Origin of the sequence: Micromonospora sp. MP36 (genome assembly GCF_008119785.1) — a bacterium.
GTDB lineage: Bacteria > Actinomycetota > Actinomycetes > Mycobacteriales > Micromonosporaceae > Micromonospora.
The window spans coordinates 1-22,328 of record NZ_VSFA01000083.1; the positions used below are offsets into that span (position 1 = coordinate 1).

A 22,328-nucleotide genomic window follows, 5' to 3' on the forward strand; every position below is an offset into this window, starting at 1 on the left:
GACCGGCACGGTGCTGGCGGCCTTCCTGGGGCGGTTGGTCGCCGTGCCCCGGGCGCGTTTCGACATCAACCGCCGCTGGGTCGACCTCATCATCGGCGCGGTCGTGCTCGGTGCGGTCCTGCTCGGCCGGGCCCGGGAGCGGCTCACCGGAGGTGCGCGATGAGTGTCGTGTTGAGGGCCGAGAGACTGGTCAAGAACTTCCCCGGCGTGCGGGCGCTCGATGAGGCGACGTTGACCGTCTCCGCCGGCAGCGTCCACGCGCTGCTGGGAGAGAACGGCGCCGGTAAGAGCACGCTGATCAAGCTGCTGACCGGTGTGTACCGGCCGGACGGCGGACACATCCGGCTGGCCGGGCCGGACGGGCTGGGCGAGGTGCACTTCGCCGGCCCGCAGGACGCCCAACGGGCCGGCATCGGTGTCGTGCATCAGGAGCGGAACCTGATCCCGGCGTTCACCGTCGCGGAGAACATCTGCCTGCAGCACCTTCCCCGACGTAACGGGTTGCTCGACCGGGCCCGGATCCGCTCGGAGGCGCGCCGCTGCCTGGACCTGCTCGATGTGGACATCGCTCCCGATGCGCCGGTGTCGGGGCTGTCGGTCGCCCACCTGCAGCTCGTGGAGATCGCCAAGGCGCTGTCGGCCGACTCGAAGGTGCTGCTGCTCGACGAGCCGACCGCGTCGCTGACCGGCGACGAGGCCGACCGGCTGTACGCCGTCGTACGTCGGCTGTGCGAACGCGGCCACGCCGTCGTGCTGGTCAGCCACAAGCTGGAGGAGATCTTCGCGGTCGCCGACACGGTGACCGTCCTGCGGGACGGCCGCAGCGTCGCCGAGGCCGAACCCCTCGCCGGCCACACCCGGGACCAGATCGTGGACCTGATGGTCGGCCGGGCCTACCAAGAGGTACGGCTCACCCCCCGCACCCCGGATCCCACCGCCGAGCCGGCGCTGGTCCTGACGGGGGTCGCCACCGCCGCCGGGCACCACGACGTCAACCTCGCCGTGCGTCCCGGCGAGATCCTCGGCCTGTACGGCCTGGTGGGGGCCGGCCGTAGCGAGCTGGCCAAGGCGCTGCTCGGACTGGAGCAGATCACCGCCGGGGAGGTACGGGTACACGGGAAGGCGGCCCGCATCCGCGACGTGGGTGACGCGCTGCGGCGGCACCGCATCGGCTACGTCACCGAGAACCGCAAGGAGGAAGGCCTCTTCCTGTCCCAGACGATCGCGCGGAACACCGCCGTGACCGTGTGGCGCCGGCTGTCGCGCCTGGGGCTGGTGCGGGATCGCGCGGAGCGGGAGCTGGTCGCCGACTACGCCGACCGGCTGGGTATCCGGCTCGCCTCACCAGACCAGCTCGCCGGGCAGCTCTCCGGCGGCAACCAGCAGAAGGTCAGCCTGGCCAAATGGCTGGCCGCCGACTGCGACATCCTCATCATTGACGAGCCGACGGTGGGCATAGACGTCCGTACGAAGGCCGCCTTCCATGAGCTGATCGCCGGCCTGGCCGGACAGGGCATGGCCATCCTGCTCATCTCGTCGGACCTGCCGGAGATGGTCACCCTCGCCGATCGGATCGCCGTGATGCGCGACTTCGCCGTCGTCGGTGAGCTGGTCAACGACCACGGCTACAACCGGATGAGCCAGGCGGTCATCCGTCTCATCCACGGCGCGCAGGAGGCGGCGTGAAAGCGACAGAACGGGTCCGCCTGGGGCGTACCGAGGTGGAGGTGACCCGGCTGGGCTTCGGGCTCGCGCCGATCGCCGGCCTGTTCACCGCCGTCAGCGACGAGGTCGCCCGGGCCGCCGTCGAGACGGCCTGGGAGCTCGGCATCCGTTACTTCGACACCGCCCCGCTCTACGGCGGTGGCCTGTCGGAGCGCCGGGCCGGTGCGGTGCTGTCAGGCAAGCCGCGCGAGGAGTTCACGCTGTCGACCAAGGTCGGTCGGTTGCTCGTGCCCGGCGGTGCCGATACGCAGGAGTTCTGGGCGGAACCGAGCGATCTCACTCCGGTCTTCGACTTCTCGTACGACGGGGTGTTGCGCTCGCACGCGGAGAGCCTGCACCGGCTGGGTCTGGACCGGATCGACATCGCGCACATCCACGACCCGGACGAGCACTTCGACGCGGCGATGAGCGGGGCGTACCCGGCGCTGGCCGAGCTGCGGGCGCGGGGCGACATCGGCGCGGTCAGCGCGGGCATGAACCAGGCGGGGATGCTGGTCGATCTCGCCCGGGCCGGCGACTTCGACTGTTTCATGCTCGCCGGGCGATACACGCTGCTGGATCAGTCGGGGCTGGCCGAGTTGTTGCCGCTGTGCGCCGAAAAGAGTATCTCGGTGCTCGCGGCCGGGGTGTACAACTCGGGCCTGCTCGCCGAACCGAGGCCGGGCGCCCACTACGACTACGCCCCGGCCGGACAGACCCTGGTCGAACGGGCGTTGGCGATCCAGGCGGTGTGCGAGCGGTACGGGGTGCCGCTGCGGGCGGCGGCGATCCAGTTCCCGCTCGGCCACCCGGCCGTCGCCAGCGTCGTGATCGGAGCCCGGGATCCAGCGCAGATCGCCGACAACCTGGCGATGTTCGAATGGGACATACCGGGCGCGTTGTGGGCCGACCTGAAGAAGGACGGCCTGCTGCCGGAGGAGGTGCCCACGCCGTGATCGTCGACGCGCACCACCACCTGTGGACCGCCGACTACCCGTGGCTCGCCGCGCCGGGTCTGGCGGCGATCCGACGCGACTACACCGTCGCCGACCTCACGCCCCGATTGGTGGCGGCAGGCGTCACAGCCAGCGTGCTGGTCGAGGCGGGCCGCTGCGATGCCGCCGAAACCGCCGAGTTCCTCGCGCTGGCCGCCGCCACCCCACGGATCGCGGGTGTGGTCGGCTGGGCATCACTGACCGATCCGGACCTGCCCGCAACGCTGGCCGGCTACCGCGAGCTGCCGGGCGGGGCGAAGCTCGTTGGTATCCGCGACCAGGTGCAGGGCATCGACGACCCCGCGTACCTCGCCCGGGCGGACGTGCGGGCGGCGCTGGCCACCGTCGGCGCCGCCGGGTTGACCTACGACCTGGTTGTCCACGTCGGCCAACTCACCGCCAGCGCCGCGGCGGCAAGCGCCACCCCGGGCACCATCTTCGTGCTCGACCACCTCGGCAAGCCCCGGATCGGCGCGGGAGTCGACGGGTTCGCCGAGTGGCGCGCGGCCGTGGCTGGACTAGCTGCCTGCGGCAACGTCGTGGCGAAGCTGTCCGGCCTGCTGACCGAGGCCGGCCCCGGGTGGAACGTCGCCACCATCCGGCCCTACGTCAGGGCCGCCCTGGACCTGTTCGGTCCCGAGCGGCTCATGGTCGGCTCCGACTGGCCGGTCTGTGAACTCGTCGCCTCGTACTCCGCTGCCTTGGAGGCGATCGACAGCTGCCTGAGCGAGCTGTCGGCCGGCGAGCGGGCCGCCGTCACGGCGGGCACCGCGATTCGTACCTATCGTCTGGAGGTTGGTTCTTGAAGCTCATGCGGGTTGGCCCGAGGGGGGGGGAGAAGCCCGGGCTGAACGCCGACGGCCGCCACTTCGATCTGTCGTCGGTCACCGCCGATCTCGACCCGGCGTTCTTCGCCTCCGACGGGTTGCGGCGCGTAGCCGATGCGACTGGTCTGCCCGAGATCGACATCGCGGGACAGCGGATCGGGGCACCAATCGCGCGCCCCGGCGTGATCCTGTGCATCGGCCAGAACTACGCCGCCCACGCGGCCGAGTCCGGATCGGAGCCGCCCATCACCCCGATCGTCTTCTACAAGGCGCCGAACACCATCGTCGGGCCGTTCGACGACGTGCTGATCCCGCGCGGATCGACGAAAACCGACTGGGAGGTGGAACTGGGCGTGGTGATCGGCCGGCGGGCCCGGTACCTGTCCTCGCCCGAGGACGCGCTCGCGCACATCGCCGGTTACGTGCTGTCCAACGACGTGTCGGAGCGGGACTTCCAGCTCGCCCAGTCCGGCGGGCAGTGGTCGAAGGGGAAGTCGTGTGAGACCTTCCAGCCGCTCGGGCCGTGGCTGGTCACGCCTGACCAGATCACCGACCCGCAGGCGCTGGGGCTGCGCTCCTGGGTCAACGGAGAGGCCCGGCAGGACTCCACCACCAAGGACATGATCTTCGGCGTGGCGATGCTGGTGTGGCACCTGTCGCAGTACACCGTCCTGGACCCGGGCGACCTCATCAACACCGGCACGCCGCAGGGCGTGGCGCTGTCGGGCCGCTTCCCGTACCTGGCGCCGGGCGACGTGATGGAGGTCGAAATCGATGGTCTCGGGCGGCAGCGTTCGGTCCTGAGGAGCGCCTGATGGCCGTGATCGTCGCGGTCGACACCTTCGACGTGCGGTTTCCGACCTCACGGGAGCTGGACGGCTCCGACGCGATGAACCCTGACCCGGACTACTCGGCCGCCTACGTCATCCTGCGCACCGACGAGGGGCCACAGGGACATGGGTTCACGTTCACCATCGGCCGCGGCAACGACATCTGCCGAATGGCGATCGAGACGCTCGCCCCGTTCGTCGTCGGTGTCGATCCCGATGCCGTCGACCTCGGCACATTCGCTCGCGAGCTCACCCACGACTCGCAACTGCGCTGGCTGGGGCCGGAGAAGGGGGTGATGCACCTCGCCGCCGCAGCGCTCATCAACGCGATGTGGGACCTGGTCGCCAAACGCGCTGGTAAGCCGGTCTGGCGCTATCTCGCCGACCTCACCCCCGAGCAGATCGTCGACCTCGTCGACTGGCGCTACCTCACCGACGCGCTCACCCCCGAGGAGGCGTTGCGGATCCTGCGGGCCGCCGAGCCGGGCCGGGCCGGGCGGATCGTCGCCCTGCAGGCCCGCGGCTACCCCGCCTACACCACCTCGCCGGGATGGCTCGGGTACGACGACGAGAAGTTGGCCCGGCTGGCGAAGCAGGCCGTGGCCGACGGGTTCACCCAGATCAAGCTGAAGGTCGGCGCCAACCTGTCCGACGACGTCCACCGCTTCCAGGTGGCCCGCGAGGCCGTCGGCCCGGGCATCCGGATCGCGGTCGACGCCAACCAGCGTTGGGACGTCGGCGCGGCGGTCGAGTGGATGAGGGCGCTGGCGCCGTACGACCCGTGGTGGATCGAGGAGCCCACCAGCCCCGACGACGTGCTCGCCCACGCCGCGATCCGTACCGCCCTGGCAACTGCTGGCCCGAACGGGGAACCGATCCGGGTCGCGACCGGCGAACACGTGCAGAACCGGATCGTGTTCAAGCAACTGCTGCAGGCCGGCGCGGTCGACTTCGTGCAGATCGACGCGTGCCGCGTCGGTGGGGTCAACGAAAACGTCGCGATCCTGCTGCTCGCCGCGAAGTACGGAGTGCCGGTGTGCCCCCACGCCGGCGGCGTCGGCTTGTGCGAACTCGTCCAGCACCTGTCGATGTTCGACTTCGTCGCGGTGTCTGGCACGACCGAGAACCGGGTCATCGAGTTCGTCGACCACCTGCACGAGCACTTCCTCGCGCCGGCGGTCGTCCGCGACGGCCACTACGTCACACCGACCGAGCCCGGCTTCTCGGCCGAGATGAGCGCCGACAGCATGGCCGCTTACTCCTATCCCGACGGGCCGGCATGGGCATAGTCGACGTCGACCTGGCGACCGGCCGGGTGCGGATCCGGCCGGTCGAGGGGTACGGCGGACCCACGCAGGCGCTGCGTCTGCTCCTCGACGCGCTGCCCGGCGGCCCCCCACGGGGCGACATCCCCGACGAGGTGGCCGCGCCGGAGGCGGTGGTGCACCTGGCCGCCGACGCGCCAAGCGCGCTGGTCGCCTCCTCCATTGCCGGGGTCGCCGCACCCGGGCTCGCCCGGGTCGCCGCGGTCGGCGTGTCGCCGCTGTCCGGCGCGATCGCGGAGACGCGCGCCGAGGGGCCCTTCGCCGCCGGCCTGCGGGCCGCCGGCAGCACCGGGGTGGTCCTGCGCGGTCGCGCCGAACACCCGGTGTACGTCCTGGTCACCGCCGGCTCCGCGAGCCTGCACGACGCCGCCGACCTGTGGGGCAGCGACACCTGGGCGGCCACCGACACGCTCGTCGCCCGGCACGGCCCGGACGCCGCCGTCGCCGTGATCGGCCCGGCAGGAGAGGCAGGCACGCCGTACGCGTCGGTGGTCACCTGCCGCCAGCATCCGCTGCCGCGCCTGGGCTTCGGCGCGGTGTGGGGCGCGAAGAACATCAAGGCCGTCGTCTGCGTCGGCGCCGCCCGCCCGCCGGTCGCCGACCCGCTCGCCGTCACCCAGATCAGCGACTGGTACGCCGAGCAGGCCGCGCGCAACCCGCTGGCAGTCTGGCAGCACACCCCGCCGGGCTTCGGCGTGTGGCCCGCGGTCGGGCCCGACGCGGTCATGACGGCGCCGCCAGCGGCCGACGGGGTGGCCCCCTGTCCTGGCTGCCCGACGAACTGCATCAAGACCTTCCGGGGCGCCGGGTTGCACCAGGAGGCCCTCGCCGCGCTCGGCCGCGACCTCGGCATCGTCGACACCCTCGCCGTCCTCGAGGCCAACGCGCAGTGCCTGCGCCAGGGCGTCGATCCCGTGTCGTACGCCGAGGCGCTGCGCGCCGCCGGCCGCACGCCTTTCGACGGCGAGGCCTACCCGCCGCCCGGCCCCGACACCGTCAAGCGGGTGGCGCTGCCTCCGTTCGACCCCCGGCGCCAGCCCAACCTCGGTCTCGGCTACGCGGTCGCGCCCTTCGGCCCGCGCTACGACGTGTGCGAACACGACCTCGACTTCGACCCCGAGCACGGCCTGCCGTACGCCTATCCGGAGGTGCGTCGGCTGGGGGTGCGGGTGCCCCGTCCGGCGGGCGAGATCGATGTGGAACGGACCGCGGTGCTGATGGCCCTGTGGTCGGGCCTGGACGCGCTGGGCGTGTGTGTGTTCGCGTCGACCCCGACCCGGCCGCTGTCCCTGGACCGGGTGGGTGACCTCGTCGAGGCGGTCACCGGCGACCGGCCCGACGTGCTCGCTCTCGGCTACCAGCGGCTACGGCTCCTGGCCGAGATCAATGCGCGTCTGGGCGTACCGCCCGCGGCCGACACCCTCCCCGACCGGTACTTCGACACACTCGACCGCGCAGCCTTCCAGGCCGCGGTCTACCAGCTTCGACGACGACTCGGATTTGATGGAGAGGATTCTTGATGTTTGACGGTTTGGTGGCCGTGGTGACTGGTGGCGGTTCGGGGATCGGGCGCGCCTGCGTGGATGCGCTGCTCGCCGGTGGCGCCCGCGTCGGGGTGCTCGACCTGGATCCGGCGGGCGCACCCGAGGACCCGCGCGTCCACGGGGTACGGGCCGACGTGGCCGACCGCGCCTCGCTCACCGCCGCCATGGAGTCGGTCGCGAAAGCGCTCGGCGGGGTGGACATCCTGGTCAACAACGCGGGGATCTCCGCGGTCGGCACCGTGGAGGACAACGACGACGGACAATGGGCGCGGGTCCTGGACGTCAACGTGACGGGTGTCGCCCGGACCACCGCCGTGGCCCTGCCCTACCTGCGCAGGTCTCGCGCGGCGGCGATCGTCAACATCTCCTCGATCGCGGCCAGCGCCGGCCTGCCCAAGCGGGCGCTGTACTCGGCGACGAAGGGCGCCGTGCACGCGCTGACCCTCGCCATGGCCGCCGACCTGGTCGGTGAGGGCATCCGGGTCAACTGTGTCGCGCCCGGCACGGTCGACACGCCGTGGGTGGCGCGGCTGCTCGCCAACGCCGCCGACCCGCAGGCCGAGAAGCGCCGGCTCGCTGCCCGCCAGCCCACCGGTCGCCTGGTCACCGCACAGGAGGTGGCTGCTGCGGTGGTGTATCTGGCGTCGCCGGCGGCCGGGGCGGTGACGGGCACCTCTGTCGCCGTCGACGGCGGCATGTCGGGTCTCCGCCTTCCCCGCGGCTGAGCGCAGTCGTGGCCTGAATCGTGAGGGGGGGACGGTTCGCCCGTCCCCCTCTCACACCCACATCAGGCCGGCGTCAGTCTGCCTGGAAGGCGACTTGGTGGATTCGCCAGTTGCGTGCCTCCAGGCCTGCCTTGCCGCTGCCGTCGCCGAATTTCGGCGCTCCGCCTGTTCCGTATGCCTCCATGACGATCGGCGCCTCGGCGGTGCCGTCGCCCTTGAGGTCGAGCACGCCGTCGAGCGAAGCGCCGCGCTTGACCAGGATGCGGTCGCCGGGCTGGTATTCGTGCGCGTTGAGCTGCGCAATCGACCAGAACGGCGACTCGGCCGTGCCCAGCCCCGGCCTGGCGGCTGAGCCGTCCAGGTAGAACTCGGTCTGCCGGGCAGGCGGCGCGCTCGCGGTCCGGTAGAGGGCGAACTCCGCCAGGTACGGCTGGCCGCGCTCCCCGGTGACCCGGACGCGGAACTCGCTACCGATCACCGGAGCGGCCAGCGCGAGGATGCGCTTGGCCCCGATGGTCCCAGCCTGGGTGATCTGCTGCCAGGTGCCGTCCGCCTGCCGTACCTCCACGACGGCGGACTCGACCTGCTGGCCCTGCCGGATGTCCTCGGCGAGGATCACCTTGTCAACCTCGCGCGCGGCGGGCAGCGTGATCTCCAGCGGCCCGTCGACCTTCCAGGAGGTCTCCAGCGAGTCGTCCACGGCGAGCAGCCGAGCGCGGTCGGCGGCGGTGGCACCGATGGCGAGGTTGGTCCCAAACTCCTTGTCGATCTGCGTCCTCCACTCGCGCAGGCGCCTGACGTCGGCGTCGGGGAGCTTGCCCTGGCGGTCGGGCGGGGTGTTGAGCAGCAGCACGGCGTTGCGGCCGACCGAGGTGCGGTAGATGCTCATGAGCTGGTCGACCGACTTGGGCTGCTGGTTGGCGTGGTAGAACCAGCCGGGCCTGATGCTGACGTCGACCTCGGCCGGCCACCACTGCAGGTAGTCGGCGTTCGGGGCGGTGTCCTTGAGGGCGGTCCGGCTGCCGACGTCAGGCGCGTTGGAGGCTCCCGCGTAGCTGATCCGTTCGTTGCCCGCATCCTTGACCGGGATGGAACTCCACTCGTTCTCACGGGCCAGGCCGCCCTCGTTGCCGACCCATCGCACGTCGGGCCCGGCGACCGCGATGGACGCCTGCGGGGCGAGTTCGCGGATGAGTTTGTACCAGCTGTCGAAGTCGTACTTTTCTGTCTTGCCCGGCGGGATGCGGCCGAGCGACCCGTCGAACCAGACCTCGTCCACCTGCCCGTACTCGGTGAGCACCTCGTAGAGCTGGTTGAGCATGTAGGCGCCGTAGTCGGTGGCGTCGAGGGTGTACGTCTTGGCCGGGGCACGGTCGTCGCCGGGGACCAGGGTCGGGATCTGGCGAGGCTTGCGTGCGCTGCCGTTGGCGTAGACGTCCTTGGCGTAGGAGTTCTCGTCGGCGGGCGAGACGTACACGCCGACCTTGAGGCCGTACTTCCTTGCGGAGGCGGCAAAATCACGCAGGACGTCGCCCTTCCCGCCCTGCCAGCTGCTCGAGGCCACATCGTGATCGGTGTAGCGCGAGGGGTAGAGGACGAACCCGTCGTGGTGCTTGACGGTGAGAATGGCCAGCTTGAACCCGGCAGCCTTCAGCTCCCTGGCCCATTGGTCAGTATCGAGCCCGCTCGGTTGGAACAGGTTCGGGTCCTCGTTGCCGTAACCCCACTCCAGGTCGGTGAAGGTGTTGATGCCGAAGTGCAGGAAAGCGGTCTGCTCGAGCCGCTGCCAGTCGTACTGCCGCTGGGTGGGCCGCAGCATTGAGGCCTTGGCGACCAGCGAGGCCAGGCATTCGGTGGCGCTGACGGGCATCCGCCAGCCGGGCTCGATCCCGTCGGGCAGCGTGCACGGCGCATCGACCAGGAGCAGCGCCTCGGGCTTGAGCGTGCCCTTGAGCCCGCTGAGCGCGACGCCGTAGACGGTACCGGTCATGTCCTCGCCGTACGTCACGGCGGGCCTGGTCCGGGAGGGCATGGTCGGCAGCGTGACGACGTCGGCCTCTCTGCCTCCGGCGACGACCGTGACCTTGTCCCCCTGCCAGGCGATGGCCACATGTGCCACCTTCCCGGTGAGCGGGGCGGCGACCTGCCCGGCGACCGAGCCGCCACTGAGTACCTGGAGCTTGTCGCCCTCCCTGCGCAGGGAGACCGCGCCGAACAGGTCGATGAGTGTGCCTGCGGTGGCGGCCGGCTCGAAGGCGATCTCGCCGACGCTCCCTTCCGCCAGCGGCTGGGCTGGGGTGAAAGTGATCCTGCCGCCGGTCAGCTCCAGCCTGCCCAGGCCCTGGATCGTGCCGCCGGTGATGGCGAGCGTGCCATTGGCCTTCTCGCCGTCGCCGAGCGTGTAGTTACCGGAGCCGGTGAACATGACGTCGAGCTTGGGGTCGAGGGAGCCGGACTTCATCGTGCGCAGCAGCGTCGGGTCGAAGGCTCCAGTGAACGGCTGGGCGACCACCCGGGAGAGCAGGCCCTTGACACCTCGGCCCAGCGCGGCGGGATGCACGTCGTTGCCGAAGCCGAAGTCGTCGTTGGCCCTGATCGCCCGGCCCACAGTGGAGGTGACCGGTGGGAGCGCGGTGCCGTCCAGGAAGGCCGACAGCACCGCGCCGCTCTCGGTCGGCTGGTATGCCAGGGCCAGCGCGTGCTGCTTGCCGGCCTCCGGCGCGGCGATCTTGCCCTTGAACTCCTGGTAGCCGGTGGGCACCTTGACCGCGAAGCCGTACTCGAGTTCGGTCGCCGACCGGTAGCGGACGTAGATGTTGCCGCCCAGCGCCATGACGGCGGCCAGCGTGTTCTGGCCTGTGTCGGGCGTGAACACGGTCTCGACCGCGAACGCCCGGTCGACCGTGGACGCGCCGACCGGCAGCGACGGCTTGAACGTCAGTCCCTCCGTTCCCCCGGCCAGGCGTACGCCGGTGCCGATCTCGTGGTCTTCGCCTCCGGTACGACGCGTGAGCAGGCCGTCGACGATCTCGCCGGTAGCCGGTGTGTAGCCGGTCTGCGTGGTGAACGACCCGCCGAAACCGACATCCACTGCGATCGGGTTGTCTGCGGCTGAGGCGCCCGAGACGGCTATCGCGGCCAATAGTCCGCCCAGGGCCACGGCCACACCTAGTCTGACTTTCCGCACGGTTCTCCTTAAGTTCGCGCGCCCCACTGGGATCGCGACGAGTGCTTACCTCGCCGTCGGACGGCGGCGTGTCAGCGCTGCGCGTCCCGGCCCACGTTGATCGGGCCGTGGGCGCTGGTGGCCGTTGCCGCAGATGGTGGGCACTGCCCCAGGGACAGCGCCCACCATCGCTTCCGTCAACTGTCCGACGGGAAGACCTGGACCTCGTTGATCGTCAGGTAGTTCGTGCCGGCGAGTTGGATCCGCACGTACCGTCCGGTGGCGTTGACGGGCACCGTCGTGGGTCGGCCGGCCGGCGCGGCCTGCACGGTGCTCCAGACACCTGGTGCGGTCAGCTCCGCGGCGGTGAGCGGGCGGTTCGGCAGCGGGTTGTCGGACACCACCAGGTGATAGTTGGCCAGTCGCTCGGTGCAGCAGTCCGCGCGGTTCCAGACCGCGATCTGCCCGACGGGTTGGCTGTTGCCCAGGTCGACCTGCCACCAGGCGTTCTGCTCGTTGTTCGTGTGGCTCATGTTGAGGTGGAGGCCGTCGGTGTTGCCGTCGACCGCGTTGGACGCCGGAAAACCGGGACCGCCCGAACTCGGGTAGGTGCTGGACTGCACCGCCGGCTTGTTCAGCGCGAGGTTGGGCCGCTGCACGTCGATCCTGGTCCGCGCCGTGAAGGTGGTGTTGCCCAGGGCCGCGGTCAGGGTGATGTCGTGTTGGCCGAATGGCGCGTCGGCCGCCACGCTGAGGGTGGTCTGGAACCGCTGCGAGCCGCCTCCCGGCGATGCGTCAAGTGTGAAGGTGGACGGCTCCAGGCTCAGGCCGGCCGGCGCGTTGATGCGGAGGTTGCCAACCGGGTTCGACTCGTCGCCGGTGTTGGACACGGTCACCGTCATCGGCACCGTCTCGCCGCGGTGGACCTGCTTGCTGACATCGGTGCTGAGCCGCAGCTGGGGCATGCCGGGTGTGGTGATCTTGAAGGTGTAGGCGTGCCGGCTCGTGGTCGCCTCGGCACCTTCTGCCGGCATCTGGACGATCATGCGCCCGTTCTCCCGGTGCCAGGCGAGCGGGGCGGCGTTCTTCGCGCCGAGCAGCGTCACCTGGGTGCCCGCGTTCGCCGGGATCGTGTCCGCGAGGTTCAGTTGCTGGCCCGGCCAGTCGAACGCGGTGACGTAGACCGCGTTCTTCTTCACCGTGAACCGCACCGGCACGTTCGCCGTACGGTCTTCGAACTGGTTCCAGTACGTGCTGTCGTAGATCGCCTCGCCGTTGATCCGCAGCCAGTCGCCGATCTCGTGCAGCTTCGCCTGGTGGTCGGCGGGAATCGTGCCGTCGGGCCGCGGTGACATGTTCAGCAGCAGGTTGCCGTTCTTGCTCACCACGTCCACCAACTGCTCGATGAGCTGATCTGAGGTGGGGACGGGGTAGCCGGGCTTGTCCAGGTAGAACCAGGTGCCCATGGTGGCCGAGGTTTCCCACTTGAAGGGCTGGATGTCGGACAGCACCACCTGCTCCGGAGTCAGGTAGTCGGGCTGGAACCGATCGGTGTGGCTGCCCTGGTCGGAGATGCGGCAGCGGTTGTTGACCACCACCTCCTTGGGGTGTTGCCGGTTTTTCGCGTTGTTGTAGTAGTGGGCGAGCGTCGGCATGAGGTTCCAGTACGCCGCGTTGTGGGTCCAGTCACCGTCGCACCAGATGAGGTCCGGATCGTAGTTGTCGATGAGTTCCTTCATCTGGAGGTTGAGGAACTCGGGGTAGGTCGCGAACGGCTTGTAGCCGGTGTAGGCGATCGGTGCCCCGGTGTAGGGGTTCGTCGGCTGCCGGCCGGTCTCGGCCGGGTTCAGCCACTCCCAGATGGAGTAGTAGGCCCCGCGCTTCAGTTCCGGTGCGCGTTCCTTCGCCGCCGCGAACAGTTCGCCGGTGAGGTCACGGTGCGGCGGCTGCGCCACCGAGTTGCGGTCGGAGTACTGGCTGGGGAACAGTGCGTAGCCGTCGTGGTGTTTGGTCGTCAGCGCGAAGTACTTCGCGCCGGAGTCCTTGATGACATCCACCCAGGCGTTCGCGTCGAACTTCTCCGCGGTGAACCGGGGGAAGAAGTCGTCGTAGTTGAAGTTTTCACCATAGGTGTCGCGGTGGTGCTGCCAGGTGCCGGTTCCTCGCCGGTTCATCTGGTACTGGTACCACTCGTCGTACGCCGGCACCGAGGTCGGTCCCCAGTGGATGAACACGCCGAACTTCGAGTCGTTGAACCAGTCCGGTGCCGCGTGCTGTGACAGCGACTGCCACGTCGGCTCGTAGTCCGGCGTGGTCTGGGCTGCGCTGGCTGGCGTGGCGGCACCGAGCAGCGGTACGACGCACAGCGCGGCGAGCCCGGCTCGAAGCCGTGCCCCATGCTTCATGCGATCTTCCTTTCCGATTCGGATGGAGGGGTCTGACGCGCAGCATCTGGACACGGCGGCTGAGCGGTCGTGCCATCTCGGTGCTGAACAGGGACAACCGGGACGGAACGCATCGACGAGTCTGGCTTGCGTCAGCGTGCCGCCCACCCTAGAGGCTTGTCGTAGATCACACAAGATATAGGATCTATTGAGAGGTGGTGCTCTGCCTGCCGACATCGCCGGCTGCGGTTCCCTGGACCAGTGCCTTGCGGGCGTCGCGGACGCCTCGGCTGGGTGGTCCAGCAGGAACGGGCGCGGTGCTCATTCCGTTCAGACGTCCTGGCCGAAGAGCAGCCCGGCGGCCAAGGACGTCAGCCCGGCCGCGAAGCCGTCCCGATCCAGGTCGACACCCACGTCACCGGCGTCCTGCGGCACGAGAGCGGTGTCCTGTCCACCCTGGTCATGAGCTTCGACTGCCTGGCCACCACGGCGGCGAGCCTCGAGGTCCACGGGACGCCTGGCTCATCGGTGGTTCCCGACCCGAACGCGTTTGTCGGCGACCCGCTCGTTCGCACCGACTCCGACTCCGAGTGTCGTCGCCTATCGGTGAGCGCCGGGTACGAGAAGGCCGGCCGCGGCTACAGCCTCGCCGACCTCGTGGGCACCCGGCCGGGGGGCTGACGCCGCGAACGAGCGGAGAGTTGGGCTTCCACGTCCTTGATGTGATGCAGTCGCTGCTACTCGCCGCGCGTGCCGGAAGTGCCGTCGCGTTGGCGAGCCGCTGTGCGCGCCCACGGCCGGTGGAACTCACCGATCTCGTCGCGGGCGGCTGACACCACCAAGCGGGCACGTGCTGGCCGCAGGCCAAATTGGCCAGCGCGTCGATACGCATGTGCTCCGGCCAGAGGTGCGCGTAGCCGGGAGGGAAGCTCCTCCCGGCTACGCGATCTCAACAGTGGTCGGCGGGCTGCAGGTGTACCGCGACAACACCGAGCCGGGGTAGCGCGGCGACGACCTCGTCGCCGTCGATCGTGGCGGGCTCGGTGGGGTCGCCCAGGTAGGTGGCGCGGGCCGCGGCGGCGACCGGGAAGCCGCAGCGCAGCCGGACGTCGAGGTGTTCGGTGGCGAAGGATTGCAGCCGGACGAGCAGGCCGGCGGGCGTGCCGGTGGCCTCGGAGGCGGGCAGCGGGATCACCCCGAGCACGGCGACACGTGGATCGTCCACCGAGAGCAGGGCCACCTCAGCGGGTGCGTCGAGGTCTGATCGGCCGTGCGCGGCCACCGCGATCAGCGGATGGTCGATCTCGTGCGCCGTGCGCAGTGCGAGCGCGTCGGCGTCCAGCTCCTCGCCGACCCGCCGGACGCCCACCGCATACCGGAAGACCGTGTCGAATGCCTGCTGAGAGGGGAAGTTGGTGTCCCAGATGTTGTTGTGGACCCACGAGTAGAGTGTGGCCGGCTCGCGCGGGGTCGTGCTGTCGGGAAACGGTGTGTAGGGCAGTGCGATGGTTTCCGGCTCGACGAGTGGGGCGTCCCGGGTCACCCAGCAGACGGGGCCGGCCGCGTCCTGCAGCGACACGAACGATCGGACGGCGCGCATGTGCTGCGGTGCGCCGGGCACGTGCTCCAGGTCGGTGCCGGTCAGCGTACCGGTGATCTCGTAGTGCACGACCGGCCGGTCCAGGGCGAACGGGAACGCGAAGTAGGCGCTCTCCTTCGTCATGGTGGCAGGCTTGTCGAGCTGGTTGTCGATGACCACGTGCGCCGCGTGGTGCCCGAGCCGGATCGTGGTCCGCGCCGAGCGGACGCCGTCGGCCGTGTACTCGTAGGTGAGGCGTTGCTCCAGGGCGTCGTCGACGCGTTCCAGTAGCACCGCGGGCCGGGCCAGGCGGCGGCTGCCGAGCAGCTCCAGCTCCTCGCTGACCCGGGACTTACCGCTCTGATGGTTGACGCCGCCAGCGGTGGCGTAGGTGTCGTAGACGTAGCCGTTGAACCCGACCACCGCGTCCTGGTTGACCAACTCGCGGCCCGTCGCCTTCTCGACCAGGCTCGCGACGCAGGCCCGGCCCAGGTCCACCTGTACCCGTAGGTGGTCGTTCTCCAGGACGAGGTCGCGCTCGGTCGGCAGGCCGTCCAGCGTCTGCGGCGGTGCGGCGCTGGCGGCCACATCGAACACCGGCGGCATCGGCCCGGCGGGCCGGGGCGCCCACGGGGTGACGGCCCCGGTCACCTCCAGCCGGACCAGGCCGAACGCCGGCACGTCCGGCACCGTGACTCGCAGCCACCGTCCTGCGTCCCGGTGTACGGGGTTGACCTGGGGTTCCTCCACCGCGGGCAGGCGGGTGCCGTCGCGCCCGTCGGTGACCCGCAGCGGTCGGTTCAGGGGGATCCGACTCTCCCGGACGAACAAGGCGACAGTCGACGTGCGCTCCGTGGACGTGGTGTTGGCCGCCCAGAAGGTCACCTCCGCGTCGTCGCCCGCGGGCAGCACCGCGCCGAGCGCGGCGGATGCGTGGTCCAGGAACGTGGCGGCGTCGTCGTGGCCGTGCAGGGCGAGGGCGTACTTCCAGTGCCACTGCTGCTCGCCGGATTGCGTTCCGGTGTCGCCGTGGGTCCACGGATCGGCGGCGCCCCAGGTGTGCTCGTTGAACAGGGAGACGGAGTGGTAGACACCGACGGCTCCGTCCTGCGCGGCCCGCGCCAGCGCGTCGGAGGGTCCGGTCCCACCGATCAGCGCTGCCATGCCGTAGAGGCTCTGCGCGTCGGTCACCGATGCCTGGGCCCGGCGCACCATGGCCTGCGGGCGGGCACCCGATCCGATGCCGTCGACCCACCAGTCGCCCCAGTCGCCTTCGAACGAGGGAATGCGGTCGCCCAGCCGTGCCTCAGCATCGACGAAGAAGTCGGCGTTGGTGGACAGCCGTAACGTCGGGCTGTCCCAGGTCTCGTTCCACTGCCGCACCGTCTCGGCGAGGATGAGTCGAGGCGGTGCGTTGTCGCCGAAATGGCCCTGTACCCGCAGATGCAGTACGTCCCACGGGTACGGCTCGCGGTCCGTCACGGCCGGGCCGTACCAGCCGAGCGTCCCGAACGGGAACGGGTACGGCCGGGTGGCCAGCGCGGTCAGGTAGGCAGGGAGCAGGTCGTCGACCATCTCGTAGGAGGTGTCGAAACCCAACATCGGGCCTTCCATGTAGGCGAAGCCGTGCGGGGTGTCGGTCATCCACACCAGCACCTCGTTGCCCGACGGCGACCGCCACCGGAACAACCGTGGTAACTGCGAGCCGCCGGTGAGGTTCGGCACCGACCGGCCGGCCCAGTTGTGCGCCACGGACAGATTCCTGATGTCAAGCTGCGCCAGCGCGTCCGGTAGGCCGGCGACGGTGCCGGGCACGTCGGTCTGCATGGCGGACCGGATGTCGACGCCGTAATCGTGGCGGACCTGCCGGGCGAGGCGCAGCAGCTCGTGCAGCTCGTCGGTGGAGCACGCGTCGGTGTGCAGGTTATACGGCATCGCGGTCAGCTCGATCTGCCCGGCGCGTACGCGGTCGACGAACTCCGCGACGCGCTCCGGCGACCGCGCCGCGGCCCACTGCTGAAACGACCAGAGCGATTCCACGGTCCAGCGGAACCGGGACTCCTCGGGCCAGCCGTCGGTGACGCGGGTCAGGTCAAGGCAGGAGTCGAGGAAGTTGACGTGCTGGCGGAGCACCGTGCCTTGCGGATCGGTGTAGCCGATGTCGAGGTGCGAATGGTGCACGAGGTGGATCGTCCAGTCACGCGGGGGCTCCAGCGCGAACTCCAGGACGGCGTGCGCGTCGCCGTTGCGCACCTCGAGGCGTACCTCGCGCCGTTCCTCCTCGGCGGGCAGCAGCAGCCGCGGACCGCCACGGGCGGGCAGCACCTCGACCTGGACCGGGCCGCGCCCGGCGATCTCGGCGGTGAACTCCCAACCGGGATACTGATCCACCTGGACGCTGGCGCCGGAGATCAGGATGCGTACGGCCCGCTGCCGCCCCGCTGGCGTGCGGCGCACGAGGTGCTCCGGCAGGACGCGCAGTTCGGTGCCCGCCATCGATGCTCGTGCGGCGACCGCCAGATCCATCATGCCCGTGCGGGCCTTCTCCGTCGACCACGGATGGTCTCGTACCAGCGCACGAGTGGTCATGGAGGCTCTCTCCTCGAGGTGAACCGTGGATGTCAGCAGGGGGCTACCGGGCGGTAGTGGAGCTGTTGCCGCCGGGCTGCGCCGGTTCCCGACCGCTTGCCACAGCCTGGGCCGGGGGTGGGGGCATGGTGCCTTCGGTCTGGCCGTTGTCGAAGTAGGCGGCGACGGCCGGGTCGACCGGAGGGACGTCGACGACTCGACTGCCTTCGCGGAGGGAGATTGTTGCCGCGTGTCCCGCCGCGACCGCCTCACGCGCCGCGACCGGGGAGGTGATGGTGGCTCCGCCTGCGCGGATGAACTGCACGAATTCCTGGATCAGCCGGGGGTCGGCGCCGCCGTGGCTGCCCTCCGGAGTGCGGACGGGCACCGTGAAATCCGCGTCCGCCCGGTAGTCCGAGCGGCGATTCCAGACCTTGATGACCGCCCCTTCGGCGTCGCCGAAGTTCTCCAACCGTCCTTCGGTCCCGATGACCGTGTAGTTGCGCCAGTAGTCCGGGGTGAAATGGCACTGCTGGTAGCTGGCGAAGACGCCGTTGTCCAGCTGCATGTGCACCATGCTGAGGTCCTCGACGTCGATGACTGGGTTCAGGTCGCGCTGGCTGAGCGGCGGCCAGTTGTCCGGGGAGATCCAGTCCGTCATCCGTTCTCCGGCCCGTTCCCGGCGTGAGGTGATGTCCCCGTAGACGACCAGGCCGCCCATGGCGTTCACCCGCCGGGTGTAGCCCTGGCTGAGCCAGTGGATGACGTCGATGTCGTGGGCGCCCTTCTGCAGCAGAAGGCTGGTGGTGTTGCGCCGGTCGGCGTGCCAGTCCTTGAAGTAGAAGTCTCCGCCGTGACCGACGAAGTGCCGGCACCAGACCGCCTTGACCTGGCCGATCAGTCCCTTGACGATCAGCTCGCGCATGGCGACGACGACGGGCATGTGCCGCATGTTGTGCCCGACGTACAGCCGGGTGCCATGGGTATGGGCGGCGGCCAGGAGCCGGTCGCAGCCCTCCGTGGTGATCGCGAGGGGTTTCTCCATGAAAACCGGGATCCCGGCCCGGAGGAAGTCGAGACCGATCGGCTCGTGGGTGTGGTCCGGCGTCAGCACGAGCACGCCGTCGAGGTCGGTGTGGAGTAGTTCCCGGTGGTCGGACGCCGTGATCAGGTCCGAGCCGAAGCGGTCGCGGGCTCGGGACAGCGCCGTCGGGTCCCGGTCGCAGCAGGCGACCACCCGTGAGCCCATTCCCGGCCGGTGCGCGAGTTCGGCGAGATCACCGCGTACGCCCAGGCCGACCACACCGAGCCTGATGTCGTGCATTCCAGGGTTCCTTCCGCGCGTTGATGTGGTGTCCGGTGTAAAGCAGATCAGGGTCGGGCTTGCTAGCCCTTGCTGCCGGTGAAGGCGATGCCCTGGATGAAGTGCCGCTGCAGCAGGATGAACGCCACGACCATCGGGGCGGTCGCCAGGGCCGAGCCCGCCATGAGGATCGAATAGTCGGTGAAGTGTTCGCCCTGTAGCGTGCCCAGGCCGGCCGAGAGTGGCATCTTGGCCGGGTCGGTGGTGACAACGAGCGGATACATGAAGTCGTTCCACGACCAGAGCGCCGTGAGGATCGTGAGAGCCAGCAGGCCAGGGCGGGCAAGGGGGAGCGCGACGTGCCAGAACACCTGCAACGGGTTAGCACCGTCCAGGCGGGCCGCTTCCTCCATGTCGCGCGGCAGCGCGAGGAAGAACTGGCGGAGCAGGAAGGTGCCGAACGCGCTGAACATGCCCGGGACGATCAGGCCCGGCAAAGTGTTCACCCAGCCGAGGTCCTGGACGATGACGTACTGCGGGATCAGGAACAGCTGGCTCGGCACCATCAGCACCGACAGGAACAGGCCGAACAGCAGGTTGTTGCCGCGAAATCGCAGGCGGGCGAACGCATATGCCGCCAGGGAGCAGAACGCCAACTGGGCCAGGGTCCGTCCGGCCGTCATGAGTACCGTGTTGCGGAACATGTCGCCGAGCGGCAGCAGGTCGAAGACCTGAAGGTAGTTGGACCACTCCCACCGGTCTGGCAGGAAGGTCGGTGGCACCCGCGTCGTCTCGCTGAACGCCTTCAACGACGTGAGCAGTTGCCAGACGAACGGGCCCACCATCACGATCGCGCCGATGATGAGTACGACGTGGGTCGCTACCCTGCCCGCGTGGCGCATCGGGCGCCGGCCCGTCATCGTGCCGTCAGCCATAGTGCACCCACCTCTTCTGGAGCCGGAACTGGATGAGCGTCATCACGAGGATGAACCCGAGCAGGACGAAGGCGATCGCCGCGCCGAAGCCGAGGTCGTGTTCGACAAAGGCCTTCTGGTAGAAGAGGTAGGAGATGGTGCGGACCCGGGGTAGCGCGGGGTTCCCACTGCCGGCCGCGCTGCCCGGCGTGCTCATCATCATGTAGGCGAGGTCGAACATCTGCAGCGAGTTGATCACGGTGAGGACGGTCGCGAAGAAGATGCTCGGACTGAGCAGGGGCACGGTGATCCGGGCGAACGTCCGGACCGCACCGGAACCGTCGATCGCGGCGGCCTCGTAGTACTCAGCCGGGATGCCCTGCAGGCCGGCGAGGAAGATGACCAGGTTGTAGCCGAGCGACATCCAGATGCCGATCGCGGCGACCGCGTAGAGCGCGACGGCCGGGTCTGAGGCCCAATGCGTGCCTCGTAGCCCAATCAAGGACAGCAGGTAGTTCACCAGGCCGTAGTCGCCGTTGTACATCCACCGCCAGAGCATCGCGACGGCGACGGGCATGGTGACCACGGGCAGGAAGTACAGCGCCCGATAGACCGAGCGCCCCCGCAGCCCGCGTTGGTTCAACAGCGTCGCGAACAGGACCGCGAGCGGGATGCCCGCCAGTTGTATGACGGTGTAGACCAGGGTGTTGAGCACGGACTGGAAGACCGACGGTTCCGCCAGGAGGGCCCGGTAGTTCTCTGCCCCGATCCAGGTCTGCCCGCCGAAGGGGCCCGACTCGGTGAAGCTGTAGTAGAACATCTGGGCAATCGGCCAGAGGTAGAAGATCGCGAGGCCGATCGTGGTGGGCGCGATCATGAGGTACGCCCACCCCTGCTCGGAACGCCCAGGGGGGCGGCGCCGGATGGCGCGCCCCCCTGGCCTGCTCCCGGAGTCTCGTGCCGGTGCGGCCAAGGTGTCTGCCGCCGACATCACTGTTCCTTCTGCAGCGCCGCGTTCATCATCGTCGCCAACTCGGTCGCGGCGGTCGCGATGTCCTTCTCCCCGTTCCAGGCCGGCGTGAGGATCTCGGCCTCCTTCGACTGCCAGGCGCTGGTGTTCTTCGAGGTCGGATACGGCACCGCGTAGGCGAGCTCGTCCAGATACGCCTGCAGGTGGTACTGGGGCATCGACTTGACCCAGGTGTCCTGGGTGCCGGCGAAGGCGGGGATGACCGTGCCTGTGTTCGCCTGGATGTCCGCCGCTTCCTTCGAGCCCAGGAACGCGATGAACTTCATCGCCTCCTTCGGGTGCTTGGTCTTCGCGTACGCGACGTTGGCCAGGCCGTGAATCACCACGGCCCGCTTCTGCCCCTGCGGCAGGACGGCGACGTCGATGTCGTTCTTGATGTTGTCATCCTTCGCGAACGCGACCGCGTCCCAGGAACCGGCGTAGTACATGGCAAGCTTGCCGGACTGGAACATCTGGGCGGGGAAGGTGTCCGTCATCGACTTCACGGACGGGGAAACCTTGGCCTTCATCAGCTCGGTCCAGAAGCGCAGCCCCTCGACGGCGGCCGGCTGCTCGTAGCCCGAGGCCTTGCCGTCGGGGGAGACGACGTATCCGCCGGCCTGGAAGATGGTGTTGTAGTAGTTCTCCTGGCCGAACGGCGGGGCCGCGATCCCGTAGATCCCCTTGGACTCATTGGTCAGCTTACGCGCGGCGTCGGCCACGTTCTGCCAGGTCCAGGTCTCGTCCGGGTACTTGACTCCGGCGGCGTCGAAGAGCTTCTTGTTGTACCAGAGGCCGATGGTGTCGAAGTCCTTCGGGATGCCGTACTGCTTTCCCTCATAGCTGTAGATGCGGGTCAACGCCTCCGGGTAGTTGGCAAGATCGACCCCGTTGCTCTTGAGTTCGTCCGACAGCGGCAACAGCACCTTGTTGGAGGCGTAGAACTGAGCGTTCGGACCGTTCATCCAGAACACGTCCGGCGCGCTGCCGGCGGTCGCGTCGGCCTGCATCTTCGTCCAGAACTCGGCGCTCGGGGTGAGCTGGATCGTGACCTTGATGTTCGGGTTCGCCGCCTGGAACTTGTCGACGATCTGCTGCATGGCCGGCTGCTGGTTCTTGTCCCAGATGCGGTAGCTGAGTTCGACCTTCTCGCTGCCAGGCGAACCCCCTCCGCCGCAGGCCGTCGCGCTGAGCAACAGCCCTACGCCCACGGCCGCGACCAGCGACCTCCGGCGCACTCCGCCACGCGCCCGGTCTGAGCAGCCGCCTGTCTTACTACGCATACAAGCACCTCTTCTGGCTTCAGGCTTCCAAGGATGTATCAGACTCTTCCGGAGTCGCTGAACATGCTGCGCTCCCCGCAGGCCAAGACCGCGCGGCCCGGCCAACAAGGCTGTGAGCGGCTCGGGAGCGTCAAAGTTGGTCATCTCGAGTGGGACGAGTATGGATGCGGCG

The 22,328-nt window shown here is 69.4% G+C and carries 15 protein-coding genes; 8 read left to right on the top strand and 7 right to left on the bottom strand.

What is annotated here, in order from left to right:
- Positions 1-159: 159 nt before the first annotated feature.
- The 7 genes from FXF52_RS31790 to FXF52_RS31820 are packed head-to-tail and all read left to right on the top strand — an operon-like array spanning position 160 to position 7,950.
- A complete protein-coding gene (locus FXF52_RS31790; protein ID WP_148802431.1) occupies positions 160-1,686 on the top strand; it encodes a sugar ABC transporter ATP-binding protein in 1,527 nt (508 codons plus the stop codon).
- Positions 1,683-2,660: an aldo/keto reductase gene (locus FXF52_RS31795; protein ID WP_148802433.1), complete on the top strand. Its 978-nt coding sequence runs from the start codon at positions 1,683-1,685 to the stop codon at positions 2,658-2,660. The genes FXF52_RS31790 and FXF52_RS31795 overlap by 4 nt, the downstream gene beginning before the upstream one ends.
- The gene (locus tag FXF52_RS31800) at positions 2,657-3,505 is read left to right on the top strand and encodes an amidohydrolase (RefSeq protein ID WP_255472543.1); all 849 of its coding nucleotides are present in this window, start codon (positions 2,657-2,659) and stop codon (positions 3,503-3,505) included. The genes FXF52_RS31795 and FXF52_RS31800 overlap by 4 nt, the downstream gene beginning before the upstream one ends.
- Positions 3,502-4,341 carry a fumarylacetoacetate hydrolase family protein gene (locus FXF52_RS31805; protein ID WP_148802437.1) on the top strand — a complete coding sequence of 280 codons (840 nt, stop codon included), beginning with the start codon at positions 3,502-3,504 and terminating at the stop codon, positions 4,339-4,341. The genes FXF52_RS31800 and FXF52_RS31805 overlap by 4 nt, the downstream gene beginning before the upstream one ends.
- Complete coding sequence (locus FXF52_RS31810) at positions 4,341-5,645, top strand: L-fuconate dehydratase (protein WP_148802438.1); 1,305 nt, start codon at positions 4,341-4,343, stop codon at positions 5,643-5,645. The genes FXF52_RS31805 and FXF52_RS31810 overlap by 1 nt, the downstream gene beginning before the upstream one ends.
- Entirely contained in the window at positions 5,636-7,201 is a 1,566-nt protein-coding gene (locus tag FXF52_RS31815; RefSeq protein ID WP_148802440.1) for an aldehyde ferredoxin oxidoreductase N-terminal domain-containing protein, read from the top strand. Before FXF52_RS31810 ends, FXF52_RS31815 begins: the two co-directional genes overlap by 10 nt.
- On the top strand, positions 7,201-7,950 hold the full coding sequence (locus tag FXF52_RS31820; RefSeq protein WP_148802443.1) for an SDR family NAD(P)-dependent oxidoreductase: 750 nt from the start codon (positions 7,201-7,203) through the stop codon (positions 7,948-7,950). Before FXF52_RS31815 ends, FXF52_RS31820 begins: the two co-directional genes overlap by 1 nt.
- 73 nt (positions 7,951-8,023) lie before the next feature.
- Here FXF52_RS31820 and FXF52_RS42610 read toward each other — a convergent pair whose 3' ends face one another.
- Positions 8,024-11,164, bottom strand: coding sequence for an alpha-L-fucosidase (locus tag FXF52_RS42610; RefSeq protein ID WP_222870781.1), 3,141 nt, complete (start codon positions 11,162-11,164; stop codon positions 8,024-8,026).
- Positions 11,165-11,313: 149 nt separating this feature from the next.
- On the bottom strand, positions 11,314-13,521 hold the full coding sequence (locus FXF52_RS31830) for an alpha-L-fucosidase (protein ID WP_187413841.1): 2,208 nt from the start codon (positions 13,519-13,521) through the stop codon (positions 11,314-11,316).
- A gap of 441 nt (positions 13,522-13,962) precedes the next feature.
- Here FXF52_RS31830 and FXF52_RS31835 point away from each other — a divergent pair, with 441 nt between their 5' ends.
- Entirely contained in the window at positions 13,963-14,181 is a 219-nt protein-coding gene (locus tag FXF52_RS31835) for a hypothetical protein (RefSeq protein WP_148802447.1), read from the top strand.
- Positions 14,182-14,449: 268 nt separating this feature from the next.
- On the opposite strand, the gene FXF52_RS31840 is transcribed toward FXF52_RS31835, so the two are convergent.
- From FXF52_RS31840 to FXF52_RS31860, 5 genes are all read right to left on the bottom strand, one after another.
- Positions 14,450-17,668, bottom strand: coding sequence for a glycoside hydrolase family 38 C-terminal domain-containing protein (locus tag FXF52_RS31840; RefSeq protein ID WP_148802449.1), 3,219 nt, complete (start codon positions 17,666-17,668; stop codon positions 14,450-14,452).
- Between the two features lie 43 nt (positions 17,669-17,711).
- On the bottom strand, positions 17,712-18,971 hold the full coding sequence (locus FXF52_RS31845; protein WP_148802451.1) for a Gfo/Idh/MocA family protein: 1,260 nt from the start codon (positions 18,969-18,971) through the stop codon (positions 17,712-17,714).
- A gap of 62 nt (positions 18,972-19,033) precedes the next feature.
- Positions 19,034-19,885, bottom strand: coding sequence for a carbohydrate ABC transporter permease (locus tag FXF52_RS31850; protein WP_148802453.1), 852 nt, complete (start codon positions 19,883-19,885; stop codon positions 19,034-19,036).
- The gene (locus tag FXF52_RS31855) at positions 19,878-20,741 is read right to left on the bottom strand and encodes a carbohydrate ABC transporter permease (protein ID WP_255472545.1); all 864 of its coding nucleotides are present in this window, start codon (positions 20,739-20,741) and stop codon (positions 19,878-19,880) included. The genes FXF52_RS31850 and FXF52_RS31855 overlap by 8 nt, the downstream gene beginning before the upstream one ends.
- 113 nt (positions 20,742-20,854) lie before the next feature.
- Positions 20,855-22,156, bottom strand: coding sequence for a sugar ABC transporter substrate-binding protein (locus tag FXF52_RS31860; RefSeq protein ID WP_148802457.1), 1,302 nt, complete (start codon positions 22,154-22,156; stop codon positions 20,855-20,857).
- Between the last annotated feature and the right edge of the window lie 172 nt (positions 22,157-22,328).